The following is a 25,723-nucleotide window of genomic DNA, read 5'->3' on the forward strand; positions in this document are numbered from 1 at the left end:
TATGAGAAAAATTACAAAAGCCGTTATTCCTGCCGCCGGTTTAGGTACCCGTTTCTTGCCAGCTACGAAAGCTTTGCCAAAAGAAATGCTTCCCATCGTAGACAAACCAGCGATTCAATATATCGTAGAAGAAGCCATCAAATCCGGAATTGAGAGCATCATTATCGTTACGGGGCGTAATAAAAAAGCCATCGAAGACCATTTTGACAAGTCCGTAGAGCTGGAGCAAGTACTGGAGAGCAAGGGTAAATATGATCTCCTGCGTGAAGTACAAAGCATCGGGGGCAAAGCAGTCATTCATTATATCCGTCAAAAAGAACCCCTAGGGTTGGGGCACGCGGTACGCTGCGCCCGTCAGTTCATTGGCGATGAGCCCTTCGCCGTGTTACTGGGCGATGATATTATGAATTCCTCCACTCCGGCGATTCGTCAAATGATGGATGTATACGAAGCCACTGGCAAGCAAGTGGTCGGCGTGCGTACAGTGGAAGAACAGGATGTAAGTAAATACGGCATTATTGACTCTATCCGCCAGAATGGTCTTATTCATGAAGTCGGCGGGCTTGTTGAAAAACCCGCTCCAGCAGATGCTCCTTCGCGACAGGCCGTCATTGGTCGCTATGTATTGGAGCCTTCTATTTTCTCCATATTAGAGAACATGTCGACTGGAGCGGGCGGTGAATACCAATTGACAGATGCTCTGCATCAAGTAGCATTGCAGAACCAACTGCTCGCATTGGAGCTGGAGGGCACACGCTATGATATTGGTGATAAAGCCGGCTATCTGGAAGCGGTGCTCCACATGGGCATGCAGCGCGAAGATTTACGTCCAATGCTTGACTCTATGATGCGTGAGTGGGCGCTTGCTTCAATGATAAAATAGGAGACTTTCCTCCACCGAAATCCGATGATGTTGTGAAAACACAAAAGTAGCTGGTTAAGCACATAAACTTGTACAATGTAAGAGTACAGAACATCGGAATTTGTTCGGTCGCCCGGCCGAAGCTAAGGAGGAAAAGACCCTATGATTCCTGAGGGAAATCTGCAAAGTAATGTGGATCGTTTCAATGGCTTTGCCGACAACTACGATCAGCACCGTCCAGAAGCGCCATCACTCGTGGTGGAAATCATCAGCCGCTATCTGGATCGGAACGTAGAGCTAGTTGCCGATATTGGCTGCGGTACCGGACTTTCAACTTTCATATGGAAAGACAGCGCTCAGCGAATCGTCGGCATCGAGCCTAACCCGGACATGAGAGGAATAGCGCAGCGCAAGCTGGAGAGAGCAGGAACGACAATGGCAGGAGCTATTTCCTTCGAGAGCGGGTTCTCCAACAACCTGCCCTTTGAGGACAGCACTGTAGACGTCATTACCTGCTCTCAATCCTTTCACTGGATGGACCCCGAGAGCACGCTTCAGGAAGCAGGCAGGGTCTTGGCTCAAGGCGGTGTGTTTGCAGCCTTTGACTGTGACTGGCCTCCAGTGCTGCAATGGCAGATCGAGCAAGCTTATACAGAGCTTATCACCAAAGCAGATGCCACTTTGGAACAGGAAGCGCCAGTAGAGCAACGAGCTCATAAATGGAGTAAGGATCAGCATCTAGCTAATCTGCACCGCAGCGGACAATTTCGCTATACTCGGGAGATTGTCTTCCACAATCGTGAGCAATGTGACGCTGCTCGTTATACTGGGCTCGCTCTTAGCCAAGGGGGGATTCAGAGTCTTTTCAAACTTGGCAATCGAACGCTTGACGACGATATAGCTCGCTTCGTGAAGCTGGTAGAGAATCATTTTGAAGGCAGAACACTGGATATCCTGTTCAGCTATCGTATGAGACTCGGCATCAAATAGAACGGAACCAAAATTGTCGTGATCATATTCTCTTCGGCTCAAGCAAAAAAAGACTCTCCTTGTCTCGTGAAAGCGAGTACGTAGGTGAGTCTTTTTTCTTTCAATACATTTCTACTACAATTTCCGTACAATCTCTAGTAGTAGTGTAGTTTTGCTGCGTCTTCTCTTAAGAAGAGTGGACAGCTAGAATGTGCGCCAACCGATCAGGATAGTCTGTGATGATGCCGTTCACTCCGGCCTCCAGCAGACGCTCCATTTCTTCCGGCTCATTCACCGTCCATGGGTGGTAGACGACACCTAATGCCAAAGCCTCAGACACAGCTTCTGGTGTAACCACTTGCTTATAGGCATGAAGTGCTGTAACCCCAAACTGGGTTGCATACTCCGCTGGGCGAACCATAATTTCAATATACAGCGCTCCCGTCTTGATCTCAGGGGCAATCTGCACACAGAGCGCGAGCGATTCGTGATTGAAGCTGGATAAGATCACCCGCTCTTCCAATCCAAAACGCTTCACAGCGGCAATAACCTCTTCCTCCATCCCTGGATAGAGATGAACACTATTTTTCAATTCCAGATTAATAATGGTATCCGAGGACTGGGCCAGTTCCAATAACTCATCCAGCATCGGTACCCGCTCACCTCGGAATTTCTCATCAAACCAACTGCCTGCGTCCAGTTTATTTAATTCTTCCAGCGTGATATCTCTTACATCTAGTGGACAGCCTGTCGTGCGCTCCAGCGACTCATCGTGAATTAGCACCAAATGCCCATCTTGGGTACGCTGCACATCCGTTTCAATACCCGTTGCTCCCAGTTCTAACGCATGGCGGAAAGCCACCATCGTATTTTCAGGACATACCCCTGAAGCTCCGCGATGTGCAAAATTAATCACCTTCTGGGTCATAGTCACGATCTAATCCCTCCTGTCATTTCAAACAAGAACATTGTAATCGTTCATTGTTTTGGCTGTATAAAATATTCGCCACAGCTGCCTGTTCTTCTACACTGGTTGAACGATCCTCCCGATCCAATCCGTATAAAATGTATTCCCATTCCGTCGATCAAATTCGGCTGCTGCTGACTCTGCCAGAGGTTTAAAATATGCGATGATCTCTTCTAATGTACGTTCCTGTTTGCCCCATTCAAAAGACGCAGGCATCCGAATCAAACGAAGTTTGCTCGAAGTATCCAGCTTTTGCAGCAACCCCACCATCGCTGCGTAAAAATACATTTGCTCCAATCCGCTCTCATAGTCCAGTGCGATGTGCAAATGACGTTCCACCACTCCGATGCCTTCAATCGGATTTGCAACTGTCAAATACTCAATATGCTCTGCGATCGTTTTCAGGAAGTCTCGGTCATCACGAACCAGGCGATAGCCTTTGCGATACTGCTCCTTCGCCTGATCAACCTCGCCTTGACGATACAGCGGCAATAGCACCTGCGAGAGCGTCACATGCGGTACTTCTGCACATCTCATCCGTCCCGATAAAATCGGTTTTGCCACGGCAAGCGCCTGCTCGTCTTCTCCGGTCAAGTAATAGAACCGCACCATCTGGCTCTGCTCACAGGCTTCACAATCGCTCATACTGTCTGGCTCAATCACGCGGAACATATCCAGATACCGCCGTGCTTCATCCAGTTCCCCCATGTCCATCGCGATGCGGAACTTATAATAGTAATATGGACGCTCATTATACCCGTATTCGGCATAACGTCTGCGCATATCCTCCACCAAATCTTCGATTTGAGTCTTCGATATATTGGAAAAGCTGCACACCTTCCCGAGTATCCATTTGTAGTTCCACAACAGCTCAACGGGGTCGTACTCCTCTGGATTTTGGTCAAATTGACCCAGCTGCCATGAAAAAGCAATCAGTGATTTCAATGGATATCCGTTAAAAATAGCACAGTCTACAATCTCTCCCCGAATTTCATAAGCGAGCTCCTTCAAACCTGAAGTATCCGCCAAGCGAACAGCCTCTTCCAGAATCGCCAGCTTCGCCGCCCCTCCGGGCATATCCTGCGCCTGCTCCATCAATTCATATATCGTCTCTTCCATTTGAATCCTCCTCTAATTACGCAATTACGTATTCTGTCCGTTCCCTAATCCCCAATTGATAAAATGCAGCACACTCCGGTTCATCAGCTCCAGCTCACTGCGGTTCATCGGATAGTGACCCATCATAAGTGCATTCACATACATCATTTCTGTGGCAGCTGTAATCATCTGTGTATCAGTAGCTTCAAAAATTCGCGCCACTACCGGGTTGTTGAAATTAAAATACAAGGTCGAGTAGCCCGCGTTCTGCTGGACTCCCGCTTTTAGACTATCTAGCACATTGGAAAAAAGTGAAGTTGTCTCTTCAACTGTGTGTTCCATGGAGCGCAAGGTTAGTGCATCCTGTGAAATGGTGTAAAGCACAGGCAAGCTCGCAGGCTCAAAACGCTTCAACTCAGCACGGCAACGCATTGGCTGCAATGCAGCATCCATCACACGCAGCACACCGTAATACTTTGTGTGCTCTTCCTGCGTCAGTCCGGTAAATGATAAAGATACATCCTCAGGGCTGAGTCGCTCTGTTTGCAGGGTAGCGTCGATCCAGTGCAGCTTATCCAAAATTTCTGCATCATAGATATATCCGCCATTGATCACCAGCATCGATTGCGCTGCCGCCACATGCGTAATCTGGCGATACTCATCCACGGTCGCCGTGTAATGGAGCGGACGTCCGCCCGCCTCTCGGATCAGTTCACTCAGCTCGCGCCGCCCAAATGTACTTTCGAAGGAAAACCAGCGATGCATAATCCGCAGAAACTCATCATCCTCAACCGCGAGCGCCTTCATGGACAGCTCATGCAAACGAATCCAGTGCTGCAAGCGGTCTGGCTCATATTCCGCCATGCGTAGCAGTTCTTCGCGAATACAGGTCCCCAATTCAGAACGAACCGCATCAAGCTGCTCATTTTCATAAAAATATTCACGTGATGCCGTTGGTTGCAATTCATCTGTCCAAATCAGGCTTTTAATGAAAAATGCCCATTCTGGCAATACATTTTCCGCTTTGTCAGACACGAGCATATGCTTCAGGTACACCCGATGCTGCCGCTTGCTGTTCAGATTAACACTGCGAGGCAAAATGAATGCAATCCCGCCTGTTCTACCCGATGCTGTCCGTAGCGGTATAAAATCACTGAAGCGCTCACCCATCAGACGATAGCCTAAATCCAGCACCTCACCGCGGCGGCTTCGTAATTGTTCCGGGTCTTGCATCCAGCTTGTCGATGGAAGATTGACCTGCTTGGTCTCCCCGTCTACAGACAGCAGGACAGGATAGGGAAGCAAGGCTCCATAATAAAATAAAGAATCTTTCACCTGAGCTGGCTCATAATAAAACTCGCTCCCTGGCTTGCAGCGCAAATAAATTTGCGTCCCTGTAGGCAGCTCAGTCTCTAATCGACGAATTGTATATGTCCCATCCGGCTTCCCTTTCCATTCCATAGAGACGCCTTCCTTCACCGAACGGGTCAGTACTACAATCTCATCACTCACCATAAAACAAGACAGTAAACCAATCCCAAAACGCCCGATAAATGAAGTCTCCGAGGTCAGCAAGTCAGCTCCCTTCTTGGAAGACTGCCCGATGATCGACAGAAACCGGTGAATGTCTTCTTCCGACAATCCAATCCCATTATCCTGAATCATCAATACCTGCTGGTCCCCGGCACCGGATAGCTCCACGATGACTTTGCCTTCATAGTCGTTACTCTCAAAAGCTGTATCTCCAAGAGTATTGTCTTCTTTCATTGGTTTACTTTCAGCAGCAGCCTTCCCCAGCTCCTTGCGAGCTGTGATCGCATCTGTTGCATTTTGCAGTATTTCACGTATAAACACTCGTGGACTGCTATATAAATGATTGGCCAAAATATCAATCATGCCGCCCAAATTCACTTGAAAACGATATTCGTCCGTTTGACTCATAGAGATCATTCCTTTCTCGAAATGCTACAGCCATCTTTTTTAATAAATAGCCACTTTTTAAAGTATAACGTGGATTCAAGTCGGATTACACACCCTCGTTTCAGATATCAATTCATTGACAACGGTATAACAGGGTCTTTTTTCACCCGGGAATGTCGGACCTGGGTCTAATTAACTTCACAAAAATGAATGAAGCACGAATACTTAGTGAATAAGGATCATCTTTGCCTAGTTAAATTTAGGAATAAACATAATATTTATTAAATTTATCTCTTCCTTTCGAGCACTAGATCAATGGAGGGACAAATGACTCATTTTATACAAAAAGCCCGCATTCCTGCTCTTGTAGTAGCCTTACAAGAGAGAATGCGGACTTATTAGGCATAGCCTAGTGCGTTCCTTTTAGAAAGAGAATTAATGAGAATTAATGAGACTTTGCAAGACGGATCACGTTCCACGAGGCTTTACCCAAATGGGCTTTTACAATTCCGTCTTCAAGCTTGGCATTGCCACCGTTATGAGGTGTAACCTTTTCACCAGCTGGGCTGTTGGTCGCTTTGAGATCATCATGTTCCAGCACAGTATGCTCGACAATGCGGTAACCCTCAAAACTGCGTACATCTACCGTCAGCTCCAGCGATTCAGACAAGTGACGGTTCACTGCAAAGACCGTCAGCGCATCTCCCTCTTCATCATAAACTACTGCGCTATCCAGGTAAGGAATATCTGTAAAGTCTTTGGAGTCGTATTTTTCGGAGTCCACTACAGGCATCAGTGATATCCCACGACCATAACGGGAGGCATGCAGATACGGATAGAAGATCGTTTGCTTCCACGCTTTTCCGTTATTTTCAGTCATGATTGGTGCAATAACGTTGACCAGTTGAGCCATACAAGCCATTTTTACACGGTCTGCGTGACGCAGGAACGTAATCAACATGCTGCCGACCAACAATGCATCTTCAAAATTGTAAATATCCTCAAGCTGCGGTGGTGCCACAGACCATGGATCAATTTTTTTGTCCGCATCATTGGAGTGGTACCACACATTCCATTCGTCAAAGCTGAGCATCACTTTTTTCTTGCTGCGTTTCTTCGCTTTGATATAATCACAAGTCGAAATTACTGTACGAATAAAATGATCCATGTCCATAGAACGTGCCAGATAATTAGCCGTATCATTGTCATGGTTGCCGTAGTATTGGTGCAGGGAAATATAGTCAGCTACCTCATACGTATGATCCAGTGTGGTTGCCTCCCATTCCGGGAACGTCGGCATCGTGGAACTGGAACTCCCACAGGATACAAGTTCAATGTCAGGGTCAATCAGCCTCATAGCTTTTGCAGATTCTACAGCCAGACGACCATATTCCTCTGCTGTCTTGTGACCAATCTGCCATGGACCGTCCATTTCATTGCCAAGACACCAGGTCTTAATCTTATGTGGCTGCTCTACACCGTGACTACGACGTAAATCACTCCAATAGGAGCCCCCTGGATGGTTGCAATATTCCACCAGATTACGCGCCGCATCAATACCACGCGTACCCAGATTTACCGCCATCATTACTTCGGAGCCAACATCCTGGGCCCATTTAAAAAATTCATTCGTCCCTACTTCATTCGGTTCGACCGTTCTCCACGCCAGCTCTAACTGTCTAGGTCTGGATGCGACAGGGCCAACGCCGTCCTCCCAATTGTAACCGGATACAAAATTACCGCCCGGATAGCGTATAATAGGAACATCTAGTTCTTTTACCAGTTCTTTAACATCATTACGGAAACCGCTTTCATCACTAGTTGAATGAGTAGGCTCATAAATACCACCATATACAGCACGCCCGAGGTGCTCTACAAAAGAACCATAAATGCGTTTATCGACTTCAGCAATACGAAAAGACTTGTCTACGATCATCTTTGCTTTTACAGCTGCTGCCACCTAAACCATCCTCTCTGAATGCGAAAATAAAATTTGTTGTACCTAAAGCTAACAAGCCATTTTATTAACGCTTTCAATATAACACACCATAATTAACATAGTCAATATTATTATTAAATACTTAATATATATATTAATAAAATAATATTAAACGATAAGTATTTGGTTACGTATTTTATATATCAGTTTACCAGTAGCTGCTCTAAACTTGTATAAAAACGACCTATATCTCCCTCGTTTAACTCCGGAAAAACCCATTCTTGCGAATATCGCTGCTCTGTCTGTATAGAGATTTGAATGCTGTCAGCCTCTGCTACAGATATCACAGAAAGCTCAATATCAACCACTGATACATCTTGCTCTTTGCTCCAATTTGAAATATGCTGAGCCTCTACGCAGAAAATGGCAATATCCGTATACGCACTATAAGCCATTGCCCCGGCAGCGATTATTAATGCCTGTAATCCATGGATTGCAGCTTTAAGAGGCAAATACTCCATATCATGCAGCATAGCGGTAGGCTGGTCTACCACGATCCAGCTTTGATATCCATCTCGGGCAAAGAAATCTCTCAGCACATGCAAAAAATATAGGATATCAAACTCCTTGCTATAATACATGCAAATAAGCGGAATGTGAGAAGCTTCTATCGCAATCGTCTCCTCCTGCTTTATAAAGAAATGATCCTCTTGCTGCCACCAGCGCAAATGGTCAGATAAAAAGGGCGGGGCAGGAGTGTGGCGTTGACTTGTAGAGATATAAACGACATGTTTTCTATAATGCACAGCCAATTGCTCCACTTCCTGCAACTCTTCTGGTTCCATTGTGCCCAGCAAGACAATCGTATCTGTCAGATCCCCACTCCATTTTCCCGTCCTAAAGGCTGAATCCGGCTGCTGCTCCTGCTCCCGGAGGATCGCTTGTTCGATGAATGCAGCTACTTTTGTGCGAGGAATTTGGGCTTCATATGGGGTCTGAAAATAATAAGGTGCTACCGAGCCAACTACGCCCTCCCCCTTAAACACATGTGCACGTCGTATCCAATCTGGATGTTTGTATTGGATTACAGGTAAATCCGTATCCTGTATCGGACGGTAGCTATTCTCATACAGTATATATTTTAGCTTCTCTATAGAAGGAACATGCTTGGACTGCTGCAAAGCTTTACACACCTGGGCCGTAACGAATGGAGTGGCATAGCTATTGCAATTGGAGCAGCGCACAATCCCTCCCGTTGAATCTACCAGTTCATGTCTGGCAAAAGCGGTAAATTCAATACCACTTGAATAAGCTTTTTCAGCATCATATGTATATTGCCCTACCATAAGTATGCCGCTTCGGTCACAGCGTACTCCAATCACATTAGCAAAAGAAGCCGGATAAGTAAGAAGCCCCCCGTTTTGTGCAGCACATACCATAATCAGTCCTGCTCTAGCTGCATCATTTACAGCTTCTCGCAGCATTTCTCGATCCCGATACTTTATGCTTCCCAGGCTCATATTCGCTACCTGTACCCCATGCTTTACACACCAATCCAGTGCGGCACAAAGCTGCACCGCATTTCCTTTTCTATCGTTCATTATTTTCACACTGCTAATCATCGCATCCGGGAAATACGTTTGTACAATAGCAGCACACAGCGTACCGTGATTTAAGCTACGCCCATCTTCTGCGCCCCCATGCGCTATTTCGACGTCGTATAATAAATGAGAGTTCAGGAAGTCAGCATTCACCCCATCGTCAATGATGGCTACATGGATCTTGGCATTCATTGTTTCTCCCCCTCCTCCTTCGGATCGCGAAATGGTTCTCACTGCTCTGTTCCATTTCATTAAGTAAGAGGAGGGTGCCTCTACGAACGTTAGCGTTCGTCTATAAGCACCCTCCTAGTTCGTGTACTATACGCAAAATAACTGGATCAGACTGCAATATTTACGTTCGTACCTGCAGCCTTCTCCTCTTTTTTAGCCGAATCCTGGTAGGCATTGATTTCTTGTTCAGTCCACACTCTGCCGGCCTCTGGACTTACCTCCTTCTCATCCTTTGGCTCATCCCGTTCAGTCATCGTCGGTGCATTATTCGCGGCTTCACTGATGCGCTCATTAATACTCGCTGCGATTCCCATAATTTCTCCGTCAAGCCCTTCTGCCTTCTCACGCAAAGCCGCTGATTTTGCAGGGTTAGTGCTTTCCCAGCCCTTAGCCTCGCTTCCCAATGTGATTTGTGCCATTTTAGCTATTTTGGCATTCTTCAACTCATTGTTTGCAGATACTATACCATGCATGGTATAGGTGATCAGATTCTGTCTCTGTTCCTCAGCAGTCTTGGGTATATATTGTTCCTTTTTACCTTCCTGAGCCTCTTTTTTACTGTCCTCATCCATGCCTAAGGCCTTTTTTTGTTCTTCCAGTGACTGTTTTTGAATGTTCTCATCAATTTGCTGAATCTGCTTATCGATCTCCTCCATTTCAGCCTTTACAGCTTCTGGACCGAGACCACGCTTGAGGGCATTACTTACATAGTCCGAACGCCTCTCCATTAAATTTTGCTTTTGCTCTGTCAATTGTTGAATAATCTTGTTTTGCGGCTTGCCTATACTCTTTCTTTCAGCCTGCGCGGAAAGTGGATGCCGTAGTTCAAGTCGGTTGTTATCTGCGGTGCGGAACGGCGATTGGTGAGATGATGTAAAAGATACATTCATCCTAAAACCTCCAATTCTCTTCTAATAAGTGATTCTAGAGGTATATCGGATTTTTTTGTATGTTTTTGTATGTTTTATCATCATTTTCACAAATCCTTCATTCCTTTTCCACTGCCAAGCAATCCTTTATCGTCTCATACAAGCTGTTATATGTAAGCAACCCCCCTTCCAATATACGCTCCTCCGGAATTTGGATGGCGAATCTTTTTTCCACCTCAAATAATAGATATACCAGATCTCGGGGAAACAACCTCATTTCTGGCCCTAATAAAGTAGCCTCTTTATTGATCTCGCTCGCTTTGATGTTAAAAAGTTCCCCAAATACATTTTCCAGCTTAGCTCGTGTTTCTGTTACATCCTGAGTAAAGTTCATATTCTTCCCTCCATTAGAACTGAGCTACATGATGATCGACCGAAAAATAGTGTAAAATGTCCTCCGTCAGCTTGCCCATATCCTCATCGCTAGACAGATTGAGTATAGGCACGGGATAACTGGAAAACTCTTGTTTTTTCTCTTCCACAAAACGAGGATTAACAGAAGCATATTGCAAATTCACTGAGGAAGAAGAATAGCTATCGAATACATTGTTACTCAAGGCGTATCCCAGCAATGAAGAGGAAAAGCGATTTTCCATGTATTGTTTGACATGCTCCAGGTATTTTAGATTATATTCATCATAATGAAGACAACAGATCAGCCCATCGGGTCTAACTGCACGGGATGCCAAAAATGAGGTTACTCCAAAATAATTCGTGAATGTGTTATTAAAAGGAACAATCCCGCCTGGGATACCTACGAGTATCAAATCCGGCTTTTCACTCTGCTCTATTTTTTTCAAATATCGATTAAACATAATAATCTTTTGCGTCTCGGTCATCCCGCCCTCAAACATAAACTGCGGGAAAGAATGCGCACCTATCAGCTCTCCGCATCCGTTAGATGTCACTTGCGATACCTGATATCCTTGTGCTTCAAGCTTCTGCCGGATGTTAAGCTGCAAATTAAGCTTATGGGTTCGCTCGTTCAGACCTATTACAAACAAAACCGGTGTAAAAAAATCATGTATGGCGGAAGACGGGTCCGGTGGTGAAATATGTTCCGTGCGCACATCAAATGTATTTTTTAAAATCAGCTTGTAGCCATGCTCCTCACCGGGCTGAATGAGTTCCATACATGAGTCTGGCAAAGTGAAATTAAACATAACTTTTTTTCCAAGTTGTCCAGCCTTCTTGATCACTGGGAGATACACCTCAGCTACATCCAGCTTGAAGTTAGATTGTACCAGTAAAATGTCATCACAGCTCTCTAATTCCTGTTCCAAGCAAGACACCGGCTTCACGATAAGGCCTGTTACTTGTCCCTTGTCCACCACACAGGCATCTTTCCCGATCATACCCGACCCTTGAAAAGAAATAAGTACAACTTCCCCATAACTTCCTAATAAGTTCAAGTTTCTAACCAGAGCTATCGTTTCATAATCAAATGGAAAAATGATTAATTTATTCGTCATGGAGACACCCCTCATGCTTTTTCAAAATCAAGGATCGTATCCTCAGAGAAATCATATCCCAGCTCATTCATCATGCAAAAATCAAGTAAGGTATGCCTGATATCATTCTTAACTACAGAGCAGTGACTCAGCTTCTTTTCTTTAGACAAGGTGTGCAGATCATCTGCTACAGCCACACATAGCGTACAAAAACGGAAGTTCCAGCAGTCTTTACATGCATCCTCCGTAACCGTCCCTACATTTAAAATTTGGCTGATTTTATCTATTTCAAAGCCAGTGTCCACCTTTCCAATCTGCACGACCTCCGACTGCTCACTCACCCGTTCGCATGGAAACAAGTTTCCATGTACATCAGCAAACAGGCGTTGAACACCGGGCACACAGGGTCCGCCATGATGTGCTTCTATAGGCATCCCCGCCGAAGGCTTTCTATAATGAAACATTCGGAAATAAATCTGAATATAATAGTCTTTAATCAGTTTGGAGACATGGCTTTCATCTACTCTTCCAAACTTGGAGAGCATCATTTTAAAAACCTCATAACCCCTCTGCTCAATAAATTCATTCCTGTACAAGATTTCATCCTTCACATAAGCATCATTAATGTAGGAAGACCTCACACTGTACAGACTTTCGAACGTTTCATAGTTCGTATAAAAGTCGTTAATGCAACCAAAATCATTGCGAGTATCCAGCACCACATTAAAATTAATCCATTCAAAGAGAGCAGGGTAATTCCTTTTAATTTTGTCTACATTGGCAATGATCGTATCGAACGAGCCCCGCCCGTTAACAGCAAACCGTCTGTTTCTGTCATGATTCTCCTGATCTCCGTCCAGACTGATCGTCAGCACAAAATGATGCTCATCCAAAAAGTCCAAAATCTCTTCATTAAGCAGCGTACCATTGGTCGTTAAGTGAAAACCCACATCTCTGTATGCTACCTGCTCCTTGATATATTCAACACATTGCTTGATCAAAGGGAAATTAATAAGCGGTTCTCCCCCATAAAAACCAAAGTCCAAGCGGTCACTGTCCACTGACCGATCAATGACAAAATCTATACACTTGCGCGCTGTCTCAAAATCCATCATCAGACTGGTATGACCCCGATTCTCATATCCTCCTGAATACACGCAATAAGAGCATCTAAGATTGCAATTTTGAGTGACCTGCAAAGTTAGGGTCTTCAACTGATGCTGAAGCATATGCTCCAAGTGCTTCGTCTTCGGATGCATCATAATCTGTGGACGCTGCGAAGATAAAAATCCGTTATCCAACAAGTCACGGATATACTGCTGCAACTCCGGTGTAGCATCCATCTCATCCAGGTCGAAACTGGAATGCGAATTCAGAAAATGATAAGCCTCCTCTTTAATCCGTAAGATTAAATTGGTATTTACATCATATACATAATGGTGGAGTCTCGTCTGAAACGTGTATATAAAAGGTTGGCACATGTTCATGATTCACACCTACTCTGTTTTGATGTGGACAGAAGAGCCTGCAATTTCCAGGCTCCTCCATACAAATATAAACTTAATAATTACCAATTCCCGTTCCATTATCTCTGCGATAAGAACCGTCACTTTCTCGCGATGTATTGGAGCTTCGAGTCAAACTGCCAGCACAATAACAGGAGCAAGGACAATAACAGGAACAACCACAGCCAAATGCCTCAATCGTGTCGCCTACATTCGTACTTCTTTTCACAAGCTTGCGCATGTAAAACTACTCCTCTCATTTTTTAATATGATTAAAACGGGTGTTCACCCATACTAATTCCTTACATAGTGTTAAATCACACGATGAAAGCGTTTGTTTTTTTTCATCATTTTATGGGGACCTCTTCTTTCTCTGATATCCATCCTCTGTATTCCGTATGACAGGTCATAAAATGTGAATGTGTTCCGATTTGGAGTGGTTTGCCACGTTCCAACAAAATAACTCTATCGACATGCGCTAATATCTCACTGTGATGGGTAACGATCATTACGGTCTTGTCACGCAATCGGGTCTTCAACAATTGTTGGACATTTAGCCTGCCTGCCACATCCAAATGGGAAGTCGCCTCATCGAGAATATACAATGGCGCTTCTCTGACCAATGCCCGGGCCATGGCTATTTTCTGTCTTTGCCCTCCCGACAGCTTGGAGCCATTCGAGCCTATTGGGAAGTCATCTGCGAAGCTGTGAACCAAATCTTTCAGACCAACCTCCGCGATAATTCCCTCTATCGCTTCATTACTGACTTCTGTGCCTAAGAGGATATTTTCAAAAAGAGTAGTATCAAATAAATATAAATGCTGGCTGACCAAGGCTATCTGACTTCGATACTCATCTATTTCATAGCTTTGAACGTCCATGCCGTCATAAGTGATCATCCCCTGATCAGGCTGGCTGAACCTCATCATCAAATCCAAGAGCGTAGACTTTCCTGCCCCGTTTGCTCCTATGATAGCTATCTTTTCCCCCGGGCAATCCTAAAGTTCACGTCGGATAGGATCGGCTCATCCTTGGTATATGAAAAAGAAACATGATGAAACGAAATGTGGTCCTCAGGAGGCGGCTCAGGGAGAACAGACGCAACAGGGACTGAATTAGATGTCTCTTCCTCTGCCCAATCCAAAAACTGATAGTATCGCACGGCAGAAGGAACAACTTCGGCCAGCATGTAGCCAATGTTTAAAATAGCGAAAATGGGAGTGGTAACATAAGCACTGTAAGTAACAAAGGCAAAAATACCACCTACAGTGAGCTGTAAACGAAAAATAAGATCAGCTCCAACAACATACACAAGCATCATCAGAAGTTGAATTACAATCGATTCTGAAGCGATATTCCAAGCATCCAGAAGAGACAGTTTCCGTTCCGAATCTACAATTCGCCGCTGTTTGGATGAGAATTGCTGATGCTTACCAGGGATAAGACCAAACATCCGCTGCTCCTTCATACCCCCGACAGATTCCCCAAACCACTGGGCAAAATTACTGCTGCCTTCAATCAAATCCCCCACCAGTCTTTTTCTGCGCTTCACAAAATACTTCACTACAACATATTTGATAGGCAAAAAGCACAGCACAATTACAGTCATTTTCCAACTAATAAGCAGCAGACCACATAAACCACCAATCATACTGAACGCCTGCATAATAGTAAAAAACACTCCACTATCTGTGATCCTTGAAACATTACCTACATCTGTACTAATCTGGTTCAACAGTTCAGCTTCGTTGGTTCGTTTAAAATAGCTCATTCGGACTCTTGTCAGATGCAGATACGCCTTTTCAAATAAGGAAAAAGTAACCTGTGCGCTTAAGCCTGCCCGAAAGAATTCTTTACACACATTCAGCAGCTTGTCCAAGCAAACGATGAAGAACGCAGCAGAAGTGTACAGGACTACAGCCCGCATATCTCCTTTCAAGAGACCTTGATCTACAATAGTCTTGCTTGTCAAAGGCAACAATATATTCAAGCCCGCTGATACGATGAGACATGTCACAATGATCACGACTGTCTTCAAATGAGGTTTAAAGGTTGCTGCCAAGTGTTTGTATACTACAGAATCCTTCATCCTTTTCCCCCTTCAGCTGGTGCGCCCTCTCCCCCTATTAACTAATTCCGTATCGGAATCAAAATCACCTTAAAATATCTCTTAACTGTTCTAGTAATTCCACATTTGCGAGATTAAATATGATTTTTGTCATTCTTCAAAATTGGTATTAATGTATACGATTGGAACATGTAAAAGTCATTTATCTTTTTATCCGTCCAAAGGGGGCTTGAACAAATGCCGACCACGATGGTTACTGACTGTTGCAAAGAGGATCAATGCAGAGGTAGTTCCAGATGCTTTTACAAAAAAATTTGTGAACTGTATCTGAGTGAGGTATATCGGTTCTGTATGCATTTAATCAAGAATCAATCTTGTTTTAAATTTATGGCAGAAGAATGTACACAAGATACTTTTGTAGCGGCAAGACAGCAATTGGTCAAGCTCAAGCATCACCCCAATGTTAAGGGATGGCTGTACCTTACGGCTAGGAATCTCATATATAAATCATTTAGGTGCTACTATACGCAAAGAAAGCATGAAACTACGCTTGAATGTGAGAAAATATGTGGTTTTTCGAATTCGGTAGAGGAGGAGTGGGAGAATCAAAAGCTGGAAGATGTGGATACGGTGATTGTTAGCATACTGACGCAGCTTTCCAACATTGAATATACGCTCTATCAGGATTACTTTTGTCAACAACTGCCTGTTTCCTTCCTCGCTGACAAATATAATATTTCAGTTACGGCGACAACGACCCGGATTTACAGACTAAAACGAAAAATTCGCACATTATCCCATCAATATTGTCTAACTCATATATAAATATATCCATGTAAAGCAAAAAAGCGGAGCTTCTCTCCTAAAGAGAAGCTCAGCTACTCGTTCTGGTGACTAAACTTGCTTTCACCCTATACCCCTACTTAATTCCCGAAATTGTATAATTCTCGATAATATACTTTTGGAAAATAATGAAGATAATCATAATCGGAACGACCATAAAGGTCGAACCCGCCATTTGCAGGGCAAATTGACTTTCGTTCTGTCCCTTGAGCAGTGATAAACCTACGGACAAGGTGTACAGCTTCTCATCGTTCGCAATAATGAGCGGCCATAAGAAGCTGTTCCATCCACCGATGAAGGTCAGGATCGCCTGTACCGCAATAATCGGTGTCGAAATGGGCAGCACGATTTGTAAAAAAGTGCGGAACTCCCCTGCTCCATCAAGTCGTGTCGCCTCCAGCAGTTCTTCCGGGATATCGGACATGAACTGCCGGAAGAGGAAGATCGCGAACGCGCCCACCAATCCAGGAAGCACAATCCCCAGCATGGAATTGGTCAACCCCATCTGGTTTAGAATCAAATAGACGGGAATCATCGTCACTTGACCTGGAATCATCATGGTTGCCAGCACCAGATAGAACAGGAAACCTTTGCCCTTAAACTGAAATTTGGCAAAACCATAACCCGCCATAGCGTTAAGGAATAATCCGAAGAAGGAAGCTAGGACAATGATCAGCGTATTCGTCAGGTAGGTTCCAAACGCCATGCTATCGAATAGGATTTTAAAATTATCCAGTGTAAAATGCTCCGGCCAGATGGTTGGAGGAATTTTGGTTACCTCGCCCTCTGTCTTAAAGGAGGATAAAATCATCCACGCAAAAGGCAGCACCATCAACAGACCTCCCACAGTCAGGAGAATCGCCACGAACCATTGAAATGTTTTTTCACCACTGCGCGTATTGGCGCGGGCTTGCTGAACAGCTGTTTTCACGCTCATCACCTCTCTCTATCAGGACTCCGCTTTATTTTGCAAACGGAACTGAATCAGCGTTACCGCGATGATCGCGAAGAACAGAATGAACGATCCCGCCGCGGCATACCCGAATTTACTAAATTGGAAGCCGTTATTGTAAATGAACAAGGATGCCGTCAGCGTGCCGTCCAGCGGTTTCCCTTTGGTCATGACAAAAGGTTCCTCGAAAAATTGCAGCCAGCCGATCATCGTCGTGATGGACACGAAGAAAATAGCGTAACGAAGCTGCGGCAGCGTAATATAACGAATTTGCTGCCATGTATTGGCCCCGTCAAGCTGGGCCGCTTCATAATAAGAGCCTGGAATGCCTTTAATAGCCGCAATAAAAATAATCATGTTTAAACCGATGCCCCGCCAAACCGCTAACACAATCAGCGAAATTTTCGCTACTGTTGGATCGGTCAGCCATGGGACGGGACCTAAATTCACCAGACCAAGCACGTAGTTGAATAACCCAAGCGTCGGATTATACAGATAGCTCCAAACCACTGCGACCGCAACCACATTCGTTACGGACGGCAGATAGAACACGACGCGGAATACTTTGAAAGCACGTGATTTACCCATGTTAATCAGAATCGCGATGCTGAGCGAAAATATCAGCACCAGCGGAACGCCAATGATAACAAAGAACAACGTATTCCCAATGGACTTCAAAAAGGAAGGGTCCAAAAGCACGTTCGTGTAATTTTCCAATCCTATAAAGCGAATACTTTCATAATTAACGAGTCCGGACAGATCCATATCCGTGAAGCTGATCACGAGCGCCAGTAGTATCGGCAATAACGAAAACAGCGTTAACAGGATGATGGAGGGACCGATAAACAAGTATGGCGCAAGCTTCTGCGAGCTTCCTTTCATGCCTTCACTCCCTTTGACAATGACGGATATGGATCATTATTTTTTCATTATACTTGCAGCCTGCTGATTAAAGTCATCCATTTCCTTCTGTACATCGGCATGACCGCGGTAAATACGCTCAAAGCTCTTGATGAATTGTTGAGAAACCTCTTCCCATGCAGCCAGTTGCGGCAATGCTGCGGAATGATCCAGCTGTTTGCGAATCGTCAGAAGCATCGGATCACTCTTCAGTTTGGCATCTTCCCACGATTTAGTAGTCGCAGGCAAGTTACTGGACAGCTCCATCCATTTCAGTTGTGTTTCTGGTTTGCTCAGGTAAGCCAGGAATTTGGCCGACTCCTCTGGGTGCTTGCTGAATTTCATAATTGAAAGGTTAGCTCCACCCAAAACGGATAGGTTGTTTACTTTGCCAGGAAGCTCCGCAATATTCCACTTGCCTTCCAGTTCTGGTGCCTTGCTCTTGATTTCTTTAATCATGAAAGGACCGCTGATAAACATTGGAACGATCCCCTCGCCTTGCAAACCTTGAACGGAATCAATTCCAATATCCACTGCGTTAGAGCCATTTTGGAAAAAGGTATTTACATACTTCACAGCATCTACAAACGGTGCTTGGTTGAATAGCGGATTGCCCTGCTCGTCAACCAGCTTGGAACCGTTCTGGAGAGCAAACATAAAGCCCATGGACTGCTCCTTTGCACTAAAGGAGATACCATATTTGCCTTTACCCCGAGCCGCTAGTTTTTGAGCAGCATCGGACAGTTCCTCCCACGTTTTAGGTGCTTCATTGTATCCAACCTGTTTCAGTAGGTCCGAACGATAGAATAAAACTCGCGTTTCAGTGTACCAAGGTACGGCGACCGGTTTAGCTTCAAATTGAGCCGTACTCACAGCGCCCTTGAAGAAATTTTTCGCTTCAAGCTCAGGGTATTTGCTGATGTAAGGCGTGATGTCTGTTAGTGCACCCGCAGATGCTAATTCCGGCACCCATGATGTACCGAGCTGGACAACATCTGGACCTGATTTTGAGGCAACCGCCGTGAGCAATTTGTCGTGAGCGTTATCCCAAGGCAACGCCTGTACATCAACGTGAATATCTGGATTTTCTTTTTCAAAATCTTTTACAATTTCAGGCAGCAACTTCCCTTCCGCTCCCATTCCCCACATAGTGATGGTCGTCTTGCCATTTGCATCTTTGCCCGACGAATCATCCTTGGATGAACAGCCTACCAGCGCCCCCCCAATAATAAGGTGCTTGCCAAAATGATCCCCAATGTTCTTTTCATCATACGAATTCCTCCCGAGATGATCAGTTTACCGATCATGCAATATGATAACGGATTCAAGCACATGAATTTTGCAAAAATTCAATAAGCGACTTCCAATGACCAAATATTGCAATTTGGAGCGACTGAAATCGAATTTTGCAAAATCCTGATACATGCAAATACATAGCAGTTAAAGCATACCGTTATAACAATTATGTTTAAAGCCTAAGGACCATACTCATCAATAGAAACGTTTCGATAGTCATTATAGAACAAATTGAAACCGTATTCAATAGGGATATTATTTTTTATTTACTTGGAATCGCATCTCTTTTTCATTTATTTCAATCTTTATTACGCTATTTGTCCTATAAAAAACCCCCGTTTTGCATTTGACTCTCCATTTGGAAGCGTATATAATCCAACTGAGTCCAACAATAGAAACGTTTCGATTAATAATACAACAGAAGATTATGCTTCTATACTAGCTATTAGCCTGTTCAGCACTTTTTTGAATCAACTTTATCCAAAAAATCTCATGAATCTGAAAAAGAGAGCTGTTTTACCAACCAAACAGCTTACGGAGGATTATGATGGAACAACACCTGAATTCCTATTTACAAAACATGACTCTTGAAGAAAAAGTTGACCAACTGCTTCAGCTTGTGGGTGGCTTTTTTGAAGAAGCGGGTACAGAGGGCCAAATTACTGGGCCTATGGCTTCTCTCGGCATCACAGAGCAGACGGTTCACAACGTTGGTTCCGTGCTCGGCCTTGCAGGAGCCCAGGAAGCAATTCGTGTTCAGCAGGCTCATTTGAGTAAAAACCGTCTGGGTATCCCGCTTTTAATTATGGCAGATATTGTACACGGCTTCAAAACGATTTTCCCTATACCGCTGGCTATGGGTTGCTCATGGGATATGGAACTTGCAGAAGAGAGCGCTACCATCGCTGCTCGGGAAGCAGCCGTATCCGGTGTTCACGTCACATTCGCTCCTATGGTCGATCTGGTACGTGACCCACGCTGGGGTCGTGTAATGGAATCTACTGGGGAAGACCCATATCTCAACAGTCAATTTGCCCGTGCGTTTGTGCGCGGATTTCAGGGTAATGATCTGACGAATGATACCGAGCGGGTAGCCGCATGCGTGAAGCACTTTGCTGCTTATGGAGCCGGTGAAGGCGGACGTGATTACAATACCGTAGATGTATCCGCATGGCAGCTGCGAGAGTATTATCTCCCTTCCTACAAAGCTGCTTTAGATGAAGGCTGCGAAATGGTGATGACGTCCTTCAATACCGTAGAGGGCGTAGCGGCAACGGGCAACAAGCGCCTGATGCGTGATCTGCTTCGTGATGAATGGGGTTTTGACGGTGTGCTCATTTCGGATTGGGCCGCGATCAAAGAGCTTATTCCTCACGGCATCGCCGAGGATGAACGGGAGGCAGCAAAAAAAGCATTGCTGGCAGGCGTAGATATTGAAATGATGACCTCCTGCTACAATGGGCACCTGCCTGAGCTGATTCGCAGCGGACAGCTGGATGAAGCGCTCGTTGATGAAGCAGTGATGCGTATATTGAGGCTTAAACAAAAGCTGGGCTTGTTCGAGAATCCGCTACGCGGCGCAGACCCTGAGCGTGAACGTGAAGTGGTATTCTGCGAAGCCCACCGTGCGGTTGCTAAAGAACTAGCCATTAAATCATGCGTGCTGCTCAAAAATGATTCTGTGCTTCCATTGAATCGCAATCAACATATTGCATTGATCGGGCCTTTTGCAGAGAGCGGCGATATTCTGGGCTCTTGGTCATGGAGCGGTTCACAAGAGGAAGCCATTCGTGTTGTTGATGGATTCCAATCGAAAATATCCTCCTCGCTGCTCACGGTAGCGGCAGGATGCTCTGTAGACAACATAACAGAGGAGCAATATGCAGAAGCTCTGCATGCTGCCAGTCAAGCAGAGATCATCGTACTAGCGCTTGGCGAGCGCTCAGATATGAGTGGTGAAGCAGGCAGCCGTTCAAATATTCGCCTGCCGCAGGCTCAATTGGAATTGGTGAAACGCCTGAAGACACTGAACAAGCCCATGGTAGCTGTACTGTTTAATGGTCGTCCATTGGATCTGCACGGCGTCATTGAAGAAGCAGACGCTGTACTGGAAGCCTGGTTCCCTGGTGGCGAAGGCGGCGCGGCAATTGCCGATTTGTTATACGGTGATGCTGAACCTACGGGTCGTCTGACGATGTCCTTCCCGCAATCGGTCGGACAGGTGCCAGTGTATTACAATCATTTTAATACTGGACGTCCGCAGTTAGATCCGAACACAACAGAACGCTACGTGTCTCAATATCTAGACGTACCGAACGAACCTTTATTCCCGTTCGGCTATGGCCTGAGCTACACCGATGTAGCCTATGACAGCTTACAACTTTCAGGCGATACTCTTATTCCCGGTCAAGAACTGACCGTTAGAGTGCAGGTAACGAACACAGGAACACGTCCAGTCGAGGAGACCGTTCAGTTCTATGTCCGTGATATCAGCGGTGATACGGTTCGCCCCATGAAGGAACTGAAAGATTTCTGCAAAATCCTGCTTGCCCCAGGCGAAAACCGGGAAGTGGAGTTTACAGTGACCGAGCCTCAGCTGCGGTATCATCATGCAGATTTGAGCTTTGACAGTGACAGCGGTGAATTCGCCGTCTTTACAGGACCTAACAGCCGAGATACTACTGAAGGCCGTTTTCGGTTAGTAAAAGAAACAGGAAAGTGAGGCGTTCCCTTTGATGAATACAAGTCTAGACCAAAATATTTTGCTGCGGGCCGGAGACCTGTCTTTTACCTTCTTAAGCAGCGGTGATGTGTACAAGATCGCTCACGGCTCAACGATGATCAACCAACTGTTGACCAATTCAGTCGATGGTTCCCTGAACAATCTGTACTTGAGACTGTATCGTCCTTCCGGCGTAAGCATCACTCCTCTGCTGGGAGTTCGTTCGCCCGGCGTAATCCGACAAACGGATCAGCAGATTATATGGGAAGGGTTCACTGCCGGTGTAGGCTATCAGGTGACCTTCACACTCAGCCGCCTGGGAGTATGGTTCTGGGATGTAACCCTACAGGGCGATGATGTTGAAGCAGATATTGTGTACGGTCAGGATATCGGCATTGCCGATACCGCTGCTGTGCGCAGTAATGAAGCATATTTGTCTCAATATATTGACCATACTGTCTATCATGATGAACAAAGAGGCTATACCGTTTGCTCACGTCAAAACCAGCCTCAAAGTCAGGCATTCCCATACATTCAACAAGGCTCGTTAACCCGCACTGTTGGTTACTCGACAGACGGATTTCAGTTCTTTGGACTTTCTTACAAGGAAACGAATGAGCCGGAAGCACTGCGCCGCGACACGCTCGCCAATGAAGTGTATCAATACGAATTCGCTTATACGGCGCTGCAATCTGAGCGGGTAAAACTCGCTGGGGAAGCTCGCTTTACGTTTTACGGTCTGTTCCAGCCGAGCCATCCGGCTGCAGTGACGAAGCTGGAGTATCAGGACCTGGTAACCAAAGCACGCGATGAAGTAGCTACCGTTCTAGCGGACGCTTCTGAGACCAGCATACCAGCACACGCGGCAAGTGATCTTCAGGCAGGGCGTGTGGCCCCAGCTCAAACCATCGGCGAACCGCTGCGCACACTGGACTTGACCGATGCCGAAGTGAATCAGCTTTTCCCGAAACGCCAGGAAGAAGAACGGGATGGCGATACACTACTTTCCTTTTTCACGGATAGCTATGAGCATGTCGTACTCAAATCCAAAGAGCTTCGTGTAGAGCGTCCTCACGGACACATTTTAATGGGTGGGCATTACTCTGGAGGTAAGGAAGAAACCATTACAACCACTTCCTATATGTACGGGGTATTCAATTCCCAGCTCGTGATCGGCAATACGAATTTCAACAAAATGATCACCAACGTGCGTAATGCGCTCAACATTCCCAAGACATCCGGTCAACGTATCTACGTCGGAATTCAAGGAAAATATCGCCTGCTCACCATGCCTTCCCTGTTTGAGATTGGCTTTAATTATGTGCGCTGGTATTACAAAACGGCTGACGACACATTCATTATTACAAACCATACGAATGCCGATAGCCCAGAAGTGCGGCTTCACATGCGCTCGGCAAGTGGTAAAGCCTACCCATTCCTGATCACTCAGCAAATGTGTATGCATGTGAACGAATATGAGCTTCCGTTTCATATGGAACGCGAAGGTGACGACCTGCTCTTTAGAGCTGATTCCGCTTCCCTGAGCGCCGAGGCCTATCCCGACCTGCTTTACCGAATGCACGTAGAGGGCGCTCCATTACAGCATGTGAGCGACGCTCAAGCACTGCTACAGGGTGGAGCCTCTCCTGAGGCATCACTGGTCGTTTTGGAACTGGGCGACAGCAGCGAATGGACCTGCACTGTACAGGGCTGGCTGCATGGCCGTTCGACCGGGAAGGACCGAGCACACAAGGAGCTTCACGCCTCCTTTGAAGATGAGCGCGAGCGCTACCAGGAGTATTTTGCCGAGCTTATGAATGGCTTCCATCTGACGCTTGGCCAACAGGAAACCAGCGAGCTATTCCGTGTGAACGCAGTGGCCTGGTGGTACACCCACAACATGCTCGTCCACTACTCTGTGCCTCACGGTCTGGAGCAATACGGCGGAGCAGCCTGGGGAACACGTGATGTATGTCAGGGGCCTGTGGAATATTTTTCGGCAGTGCAAAATTTTGATGAGGTTCGTTCCATTTTGCTAACTGTATTCAGCCATCAGTATGAAGACAGCGGAAACTGGCCGCAATGGTTTATGTTTGACAACTATACTCACGTGCAGCAAGAAGAAAGCCATGGGGATATTATCGTTTGGCCGCTCAAGGTACTGGGCGATTATTTGACCGCTACCCGTGATTACAGTATTCTGGGAGAAAATGTGCCTTACACCCATCGGCATACTTTCGATTATACCAAGCAGACTGCGCCCCTTATGGAACATGCCCTGAAGGAAATCGAATATATTCGAGAGAATTTTCTGCATGATACGTACTTATCGGCTTATGGCGATGGCGATTGGGATGACACCCTCCAGCCAGCCAATGCGCAGCTGAAGCAATACATGGCGAGCAGCTGGACGGTTGCACTCACCTACCAAGTGATTCGTAACTTTGCTGCTGCGTTGGAGCAAGCTCCAGTAAATGTAGTAAGCGAAGCTGATAAGATCGCACAAGATCTACATCAGATGGCGAACGGCATCCGTAAAGACTTCAATCGCTACATGCTGGAGAGCGGAATTATTCCAGGCTTTGTATATATGGAAGAGCCTGGTCAACCCAAGCTCATGCTCCATCCGTCCGACACCGAGACGGGAATCCACTACCGTTTGCTGCCGATGACACGCAGCATGATCAGCCAGTTGCTCACGCCTGAGCAAGCATTGGCTCATGAGCAGCTCATCCGCGAGCAGTTCCTCTGCCCGGATGGTGTGCGTCTGATGAACCGCCCTGCTCAATATGATGGCGGTGTGAGTTCGCACTTCAAGCGCGCAGAGCAAGCGGCCAACTTTGGACGTGAGGTGGGGCTGCAATATGTGCACGCTCATATCCGCTTTGTGGAAGCCATGGCCAAGTTAGGACGCAAGGATGACGCTTGGCACAGCCTGAAGCTCATCAATCCGGTCGGCATCCGCGCGACCGTACCGAATGCCGAATGGCGCCAAAGCAACGCGTATTTCAGCAGCTCGGACGGTAAATTTAACACCCGCTATGAAGCACAGGAACGGTTTGGTGAACTGCGGGAAGGAGCCGTACCCGTCAAGGGTGGCTGGAGAATCTATTCCAGCGGTCCGGGAATCTACATGAATCAGCTCATATCGAATGTCCTTGGTATTCGTCAGTCAGGCGAGGACCTGATCCTGGACCCTGTGCTGCCGGACGATCTCAACGGATTGGAATTTAAATTTTCCTTTGCAGGAAAGCCAATCACCTTCGTCTACCGCATGCTGCAAGAGCATACGAGCGGTGAGCAAGGCCGTGCAGTATTGAACGGTGCCCCTCTGGAAAGTGAGCCAGCCGATGATAATCGCTATCGTTCCGGTGCCTTGCGCATCAAACGTGAGACTTTCGAGCAGGCGTTAGCAGAACATGATGGTGTACACCGTCTGGAGATTATTTTATAAATCGAATGATGCATAA

19 protein-coding genes and 1 pseudogene are annotated in these 25,723 nt (G+C 45.9%); 5 read left to right on the forward strand and 15 right to left on the reverse strand.

Features of this window, described 5'->3' with window-relative positions:
* Nucleotide 1 precedes the first annotated feature (1 nt).
* Both galU and G7035_RS06785 read left to right on the forward strand, forming a co-directional pair.
* Nucleotides 2–883, forward strand: coding sequence for a UTP--glucose-1-phosphate uridylyltransferase GalU (galU, locus tag G7035_RS06780; protein ID WP_017425700.1), 882 nt, complete (start codon nucleotides 2–4; stop codon nucleotides 881–883).
* A gap of 141 nt (nucleotides 884–1,024) precedes the next feature.
* Nucleotides 1,025–1,852: a class I SAM-dependent methyltransferase gene (locus G7035_RS06785; protein ID WP_016820232.1), complete on the forward strand. Its 828-nt coding sequence runs from the start codon at nucleotides 1,025–1,027 to the stop codon at nucleotides 1,850–1,852.
* A 166-nt stretch (nucleotides 1,853–2,018) separates the two neighbouring features.
* Here the strand turns inward: G7035_RS06785 and G7035_RS06790 are convergent, their stop codons facing one another.
* From G7035_RS06790 to G7035_RS27300, 12 genes are all read right to left on the reverse strand, one after another.
* Entirely contained in the window at nucleotides 2,019–2,765 is a 747-nt protein-coding gene (locus tag G7035_RS06790) for a glycerophosphodiester phosphodiesterase (protein ID WP_019685880.1), read from the reverse strand.
* 90 nt (nucleotides 2,766–2,855) lie between these two features.
* The gene (locus G7035_RS06795) at nucleotides 2,856–3,917 is read right to left on the reverse strand and encodes a hypothetical protein (RefSeq protein WP_019685879.1); all 1,062 of its coding nucleotides are present in this window, start codon (nucleotides 3,915–3,917) and stop codon (nucleotides 2,856–2,858) included.
* 24 nt (nucleotides 3,918–3,941) lie between these two features.
* Nucleotides 3,942–5,837 (reverse strand): HSP90 family protein, encoded by a 1,896-nt coding sequence (locus G7035_RS06800; RefSeq protein WP_019685878.1) that lies wholly within the window; start codon nucleotides 5,835–5,837, stop codon nucleotides 3,942–3,944.
* A gap of 424 nt (nucleotides 5,838–6,261) precedes the next feature.
* Nucleotides 6,262–7,776: an arabinosylfuranosidase ArfA gene (arfA, locus tag G7035_RS06805; RefSeq protein WP_019685877.1), complete on the reverse strand. Its 1,515-nt coding sequence runs from the start codon at nucleotides 7,774–7,776 to the stop codon at nucleotides 6,262–6,264.
* Nucleotides 7,777–7,958: 182 nt separating this feature from the next.
* On the reverse strand, nucleotides 7,959–9,548 hold the full coding sequence (locus G7035_RS06810) for a S8 family serine peptidase (protein WP_019685876.1): 1,590 nt from the start codon (nucleotides 9,546–9,548) through the stop codon (nucleotides 7,959–7,961).
* A 146-nt stretch (nucleotides 9,549–9,694) separates the two neighbouring features.
* Nucleotides 9,695–10,477, reverse strand: a complete 783-nt coding sequence (locus G7035_RS06815; RefSeq protein WP_019685875.1) for a hypothetical protein — start codon at nucleotides 10,475–10,477, stop codon at nucleotides 9,695–9,697.
* Between the two features lie 97 nt (nucleotides 10,478–10,574).
* Nucleotides 10,575–10,850, reverse strand: a complete 276-nt coding sequence (locus G7035_RS06820; RefSeq protein WP_019685874.1) for a peptide maturation system acyl carrier-related protein — start codon at nucleotides 10,848–10,850, stop codon at nucleotides 10,575–10,577.
* Nucleotides 10,851–10,863: 13 nt separating this feature from the next.
* Complete coding sequence (locus G7035_RS06825) at nucleotides 10,864–11,988, reverse strand: TIGR04066 family peptide maturation system protein (protein ID WP_019685873.1); 1,125 nt, start codon at nucleotides 11,986–11,988, stop codon at nucleotides 10,864–10,866.
* Nucleotides 11,989–11,999: 11 nt separating this feature from the next.
* On the reverse strand, nucleotides 12,000–13,454 hold the full coding sequence (gene ccpM / locus G7035_RS06830) for a Cys-rich peptide radical SAM maturase CcpM (protein ID WP_029514785.1): 1,455 nt from the start codon (nucleotides 13,452–13,454) through the stop codon (nucleotides 12,000–12,002).
* A gap of 73 nt (nucleotides 13,455–13,527) precedes the next feature.
* A complete protein-coding gene (locus G7035_RS06835; RefSeq protein ID WP_080561119.1) occupies nucleotides 13,528–13,713 on the reverse strand; it encodes a CLI_3235 family bacteriocin precursor in 186 nt (61 codons plus the stop codon).
* Nucleotides 13,714–13,819: 106 nt separating this feature from the next.
* The gene (locus tag G7035_RS27295; RefSeq protein ID WP_230877419.1) at nucleotides 13,820–14,410 is read right to left on the reverse strand and encodes an ATP-binding cassette domain-containing protein; all 591 of its coding nucleotides are present in this window, start codon (nucleotides 14,408–14,410) and stop codon (nucleotides 13,820–13,822) included.
* A gap of 38 nt (nucleotides 14,411–14,448) precedes the next feature.
* Nucleotides 14,449–15,561, reverse strand: coding sequence for an ABC transporter transmembrane domain-containing protein (locus G7035_RS27300; protein ID WP_230877420.1), 1,113 nt, complete (start codon nucleotides 15,559–15,561; stop codon nucleotides 14,449–14,451).
* 330 nt (nucleotides 15,562–15,891) lie between these two features.
* On the opposite strand from G7035_RS27300, the gene G7035_RS06845 reads away from it, so the two are divergent.
* Complete coding sequence (locus G7035_RS06845; RefSeq protein WP_230877856.1) at nucleotides 15,892–16,365, forward strand: RNA polymerase sigma factor; 474 nt, start codon at nucleotides 15,892–15,894, stop codon at nucleotides 16,363–16,365.
* 94 nt (nucleotides 16,366–16,459) lie between these two features.
* Here the strand turns inward: G7035_RS06845 and G7035_RS06850 are convergent, their stop codons facing one another.
* The 3 genes and pseudogenes from G7035_RS06850 to G7035_RS06860 form a co-directional block, all read right to left on the reverse strand.
* Nucleotides 16,460–17,314, reverse strand: a complete 855-nt coding sequence (locus G7035_RS06850) for a carbohydrate ABC transporter permease (protein WP_013368987.1) — start codon at nucleotides 17,312–17,314, stop codon at nucleotides 16,460–16,462.
* 18 nt (nucleotides 17,315–17,332) lie between these two features.
* Nucleotides 17,333–18,217, reverse strand: coding sequence for a carbohydrate ABC transporter permease (locus G7035_RS06855; protein WP_016820227.1), 885 nt, complete (start codon nucleotides 18,215–18,217; stop codon nucleotides 17,333–17,335).
* Nucleotides 18,218–18,253: 36 nt separating this feature from the next.
* A pseudogene (locus G7035_RS06860) lies at nucleotides 18,254–19,506 on the reverse strand (sugar ABC transporter substrate-binding protein).
* A gap of 572 nt (nucleotides 19,507–20,078) precedes the next feature.
* On the opposite strand from G7035_RS06860, the gene bglX reads away from it, so the two are divergent.
* A complete protein-coding gene (gene bglX, locus G7035_RS06865; RefSeq protein WP_019685868.1) occupies nucleotides 20,079–22,253 on the forward strand; it encodes a beta-glucosidase BglX in 2,175 nt (724 codons plus the stop codon).
* A 13-nt stretch (nucleotides 22,254–22,266) separates the two neighbouring features.
* Nucleotides 22,267–25,707 carry a GH36-type glycosyl hydrolase domain-containing protein gene (locus tag G7035_RS06870; protein WP_019685867.1) on the forward strand — a complete coding sequence of 1,147 codons (3,441 nt, stop codon included), beginning with the start codon at nucleotides 22,267–22,269 and terminating at the stop codon, nucleotides 25,705–25,707.
* The last annotated feature ends 16 nt before the right edge of the window (nucleotides 25,708–25,723 follow it).

Origin of the sequence: Paenibacillus polymyxa (assembly GCF_015710975.1) — a bacterium.
Classification (GTDB): domain Bacteria; phylum Bacillota; class Bacilli; order Paenibacillales; family Paenibacillaceae; genus Paenibacillus; species Paenibacillus polymyxa.

Coding starts and splice junctions, on each gene's coding strand:
- G7035_RS06855 (WP_016820227.1), bottom strand. CDS start 18,217: ATGAAAGGAAGCTCGCAGAAGCTTGCGCCATACTTGTTTATCGGTCCC.
- G7035_RS06815 (WP_019685875.1), bottom strand. CDS start 10,477: ATGAATGTATCTTTTACATCATCTCACCAATCGCCGTTCCGCACCGCA.
- G7035_RS06795 (WP_019685879.1), bottom strand. CDS start 3,917: ATGGAAGAGACGATATATGAATTGATGGAGCAGGCGCAGGATATGCCC.
- G7035_RS27300 (WP_230877420.1), bottom strand. CDS start 15,561: ATGAAGGATTCTGTAGTATACAAACACTTGGCAGCAACCTTTAAACCT.
- ccpM (WP_029514785.1), bottom strand. CDS start 13,454: ATGAACATGTGCCAACCTTTTATATACACGTTTCAGACGAGACTCCAC.
- G7035_RS06800 (WP_019685878.1), bottom strand. CDS start 5,837: ATGAGTCAAACGGACGAATATCGTTTTCAAGTGAATTTGGGCGGCATG.
- bglX (WP_019685868.1), top strand. CDS start 20,079: ATGGAACAACACCTGAATTCCTATTTACAAAACATGACTCTTGAAGAA.
- G7035_RS06810 (WP_019685876.1), bottom strand. CDS start 9,548: ATGAATGCCAAGATCCATGTAGCCATCATTGACGATGGGGTGAATGCT.
- G7035_RS06870 (WP_019685867.1), top strand. CDS start 22,267: ATGAATACAAGTCTAGACCAAAATATTTTGCTGCGGGCCGGAGACCTG.
- galU (WP_017425700.1), top strand. CDS start 2: ATGAGAAAAATTACAAAAGCCGTTATTCCTGCCGCCGGTTTAGGTACC.
- G7035_RS06820 (WP_019685874.1), bottom strand. CDS start 10,850: ATGAACTTTACTCAGGATGTAACAGAAACACGAGCTAAGCTGGAAAAT.
- G7035_RS06835 (WP_080561119.1), bottom strand. CDS start 13,713: ATGCGCAAGCTTGTGAAAAGAAGTACGAATGTAGGCGACACGATTGAG.
- G7035_RS06825 (WP_019685873.1), bottom strand. CDS start 11,988: ATGACGAATAAATTAATCATTTTTCCATTTGATTATGAAACGATAGCT.
- G7035_RS06785 (WP_016820232.1), top strand. CDS start 1,025: ATGATTCCTGAGGGAAATCTGCAAAGTAATGTGGATCGTTTCAATGGC.
- G7035_RS06845 (WP_230877856.1), top strand. CDS start 15,892: ATGCATTTAATCAAGAATCAATCTTGTTTTAAATTTATGGCAGAAGAA.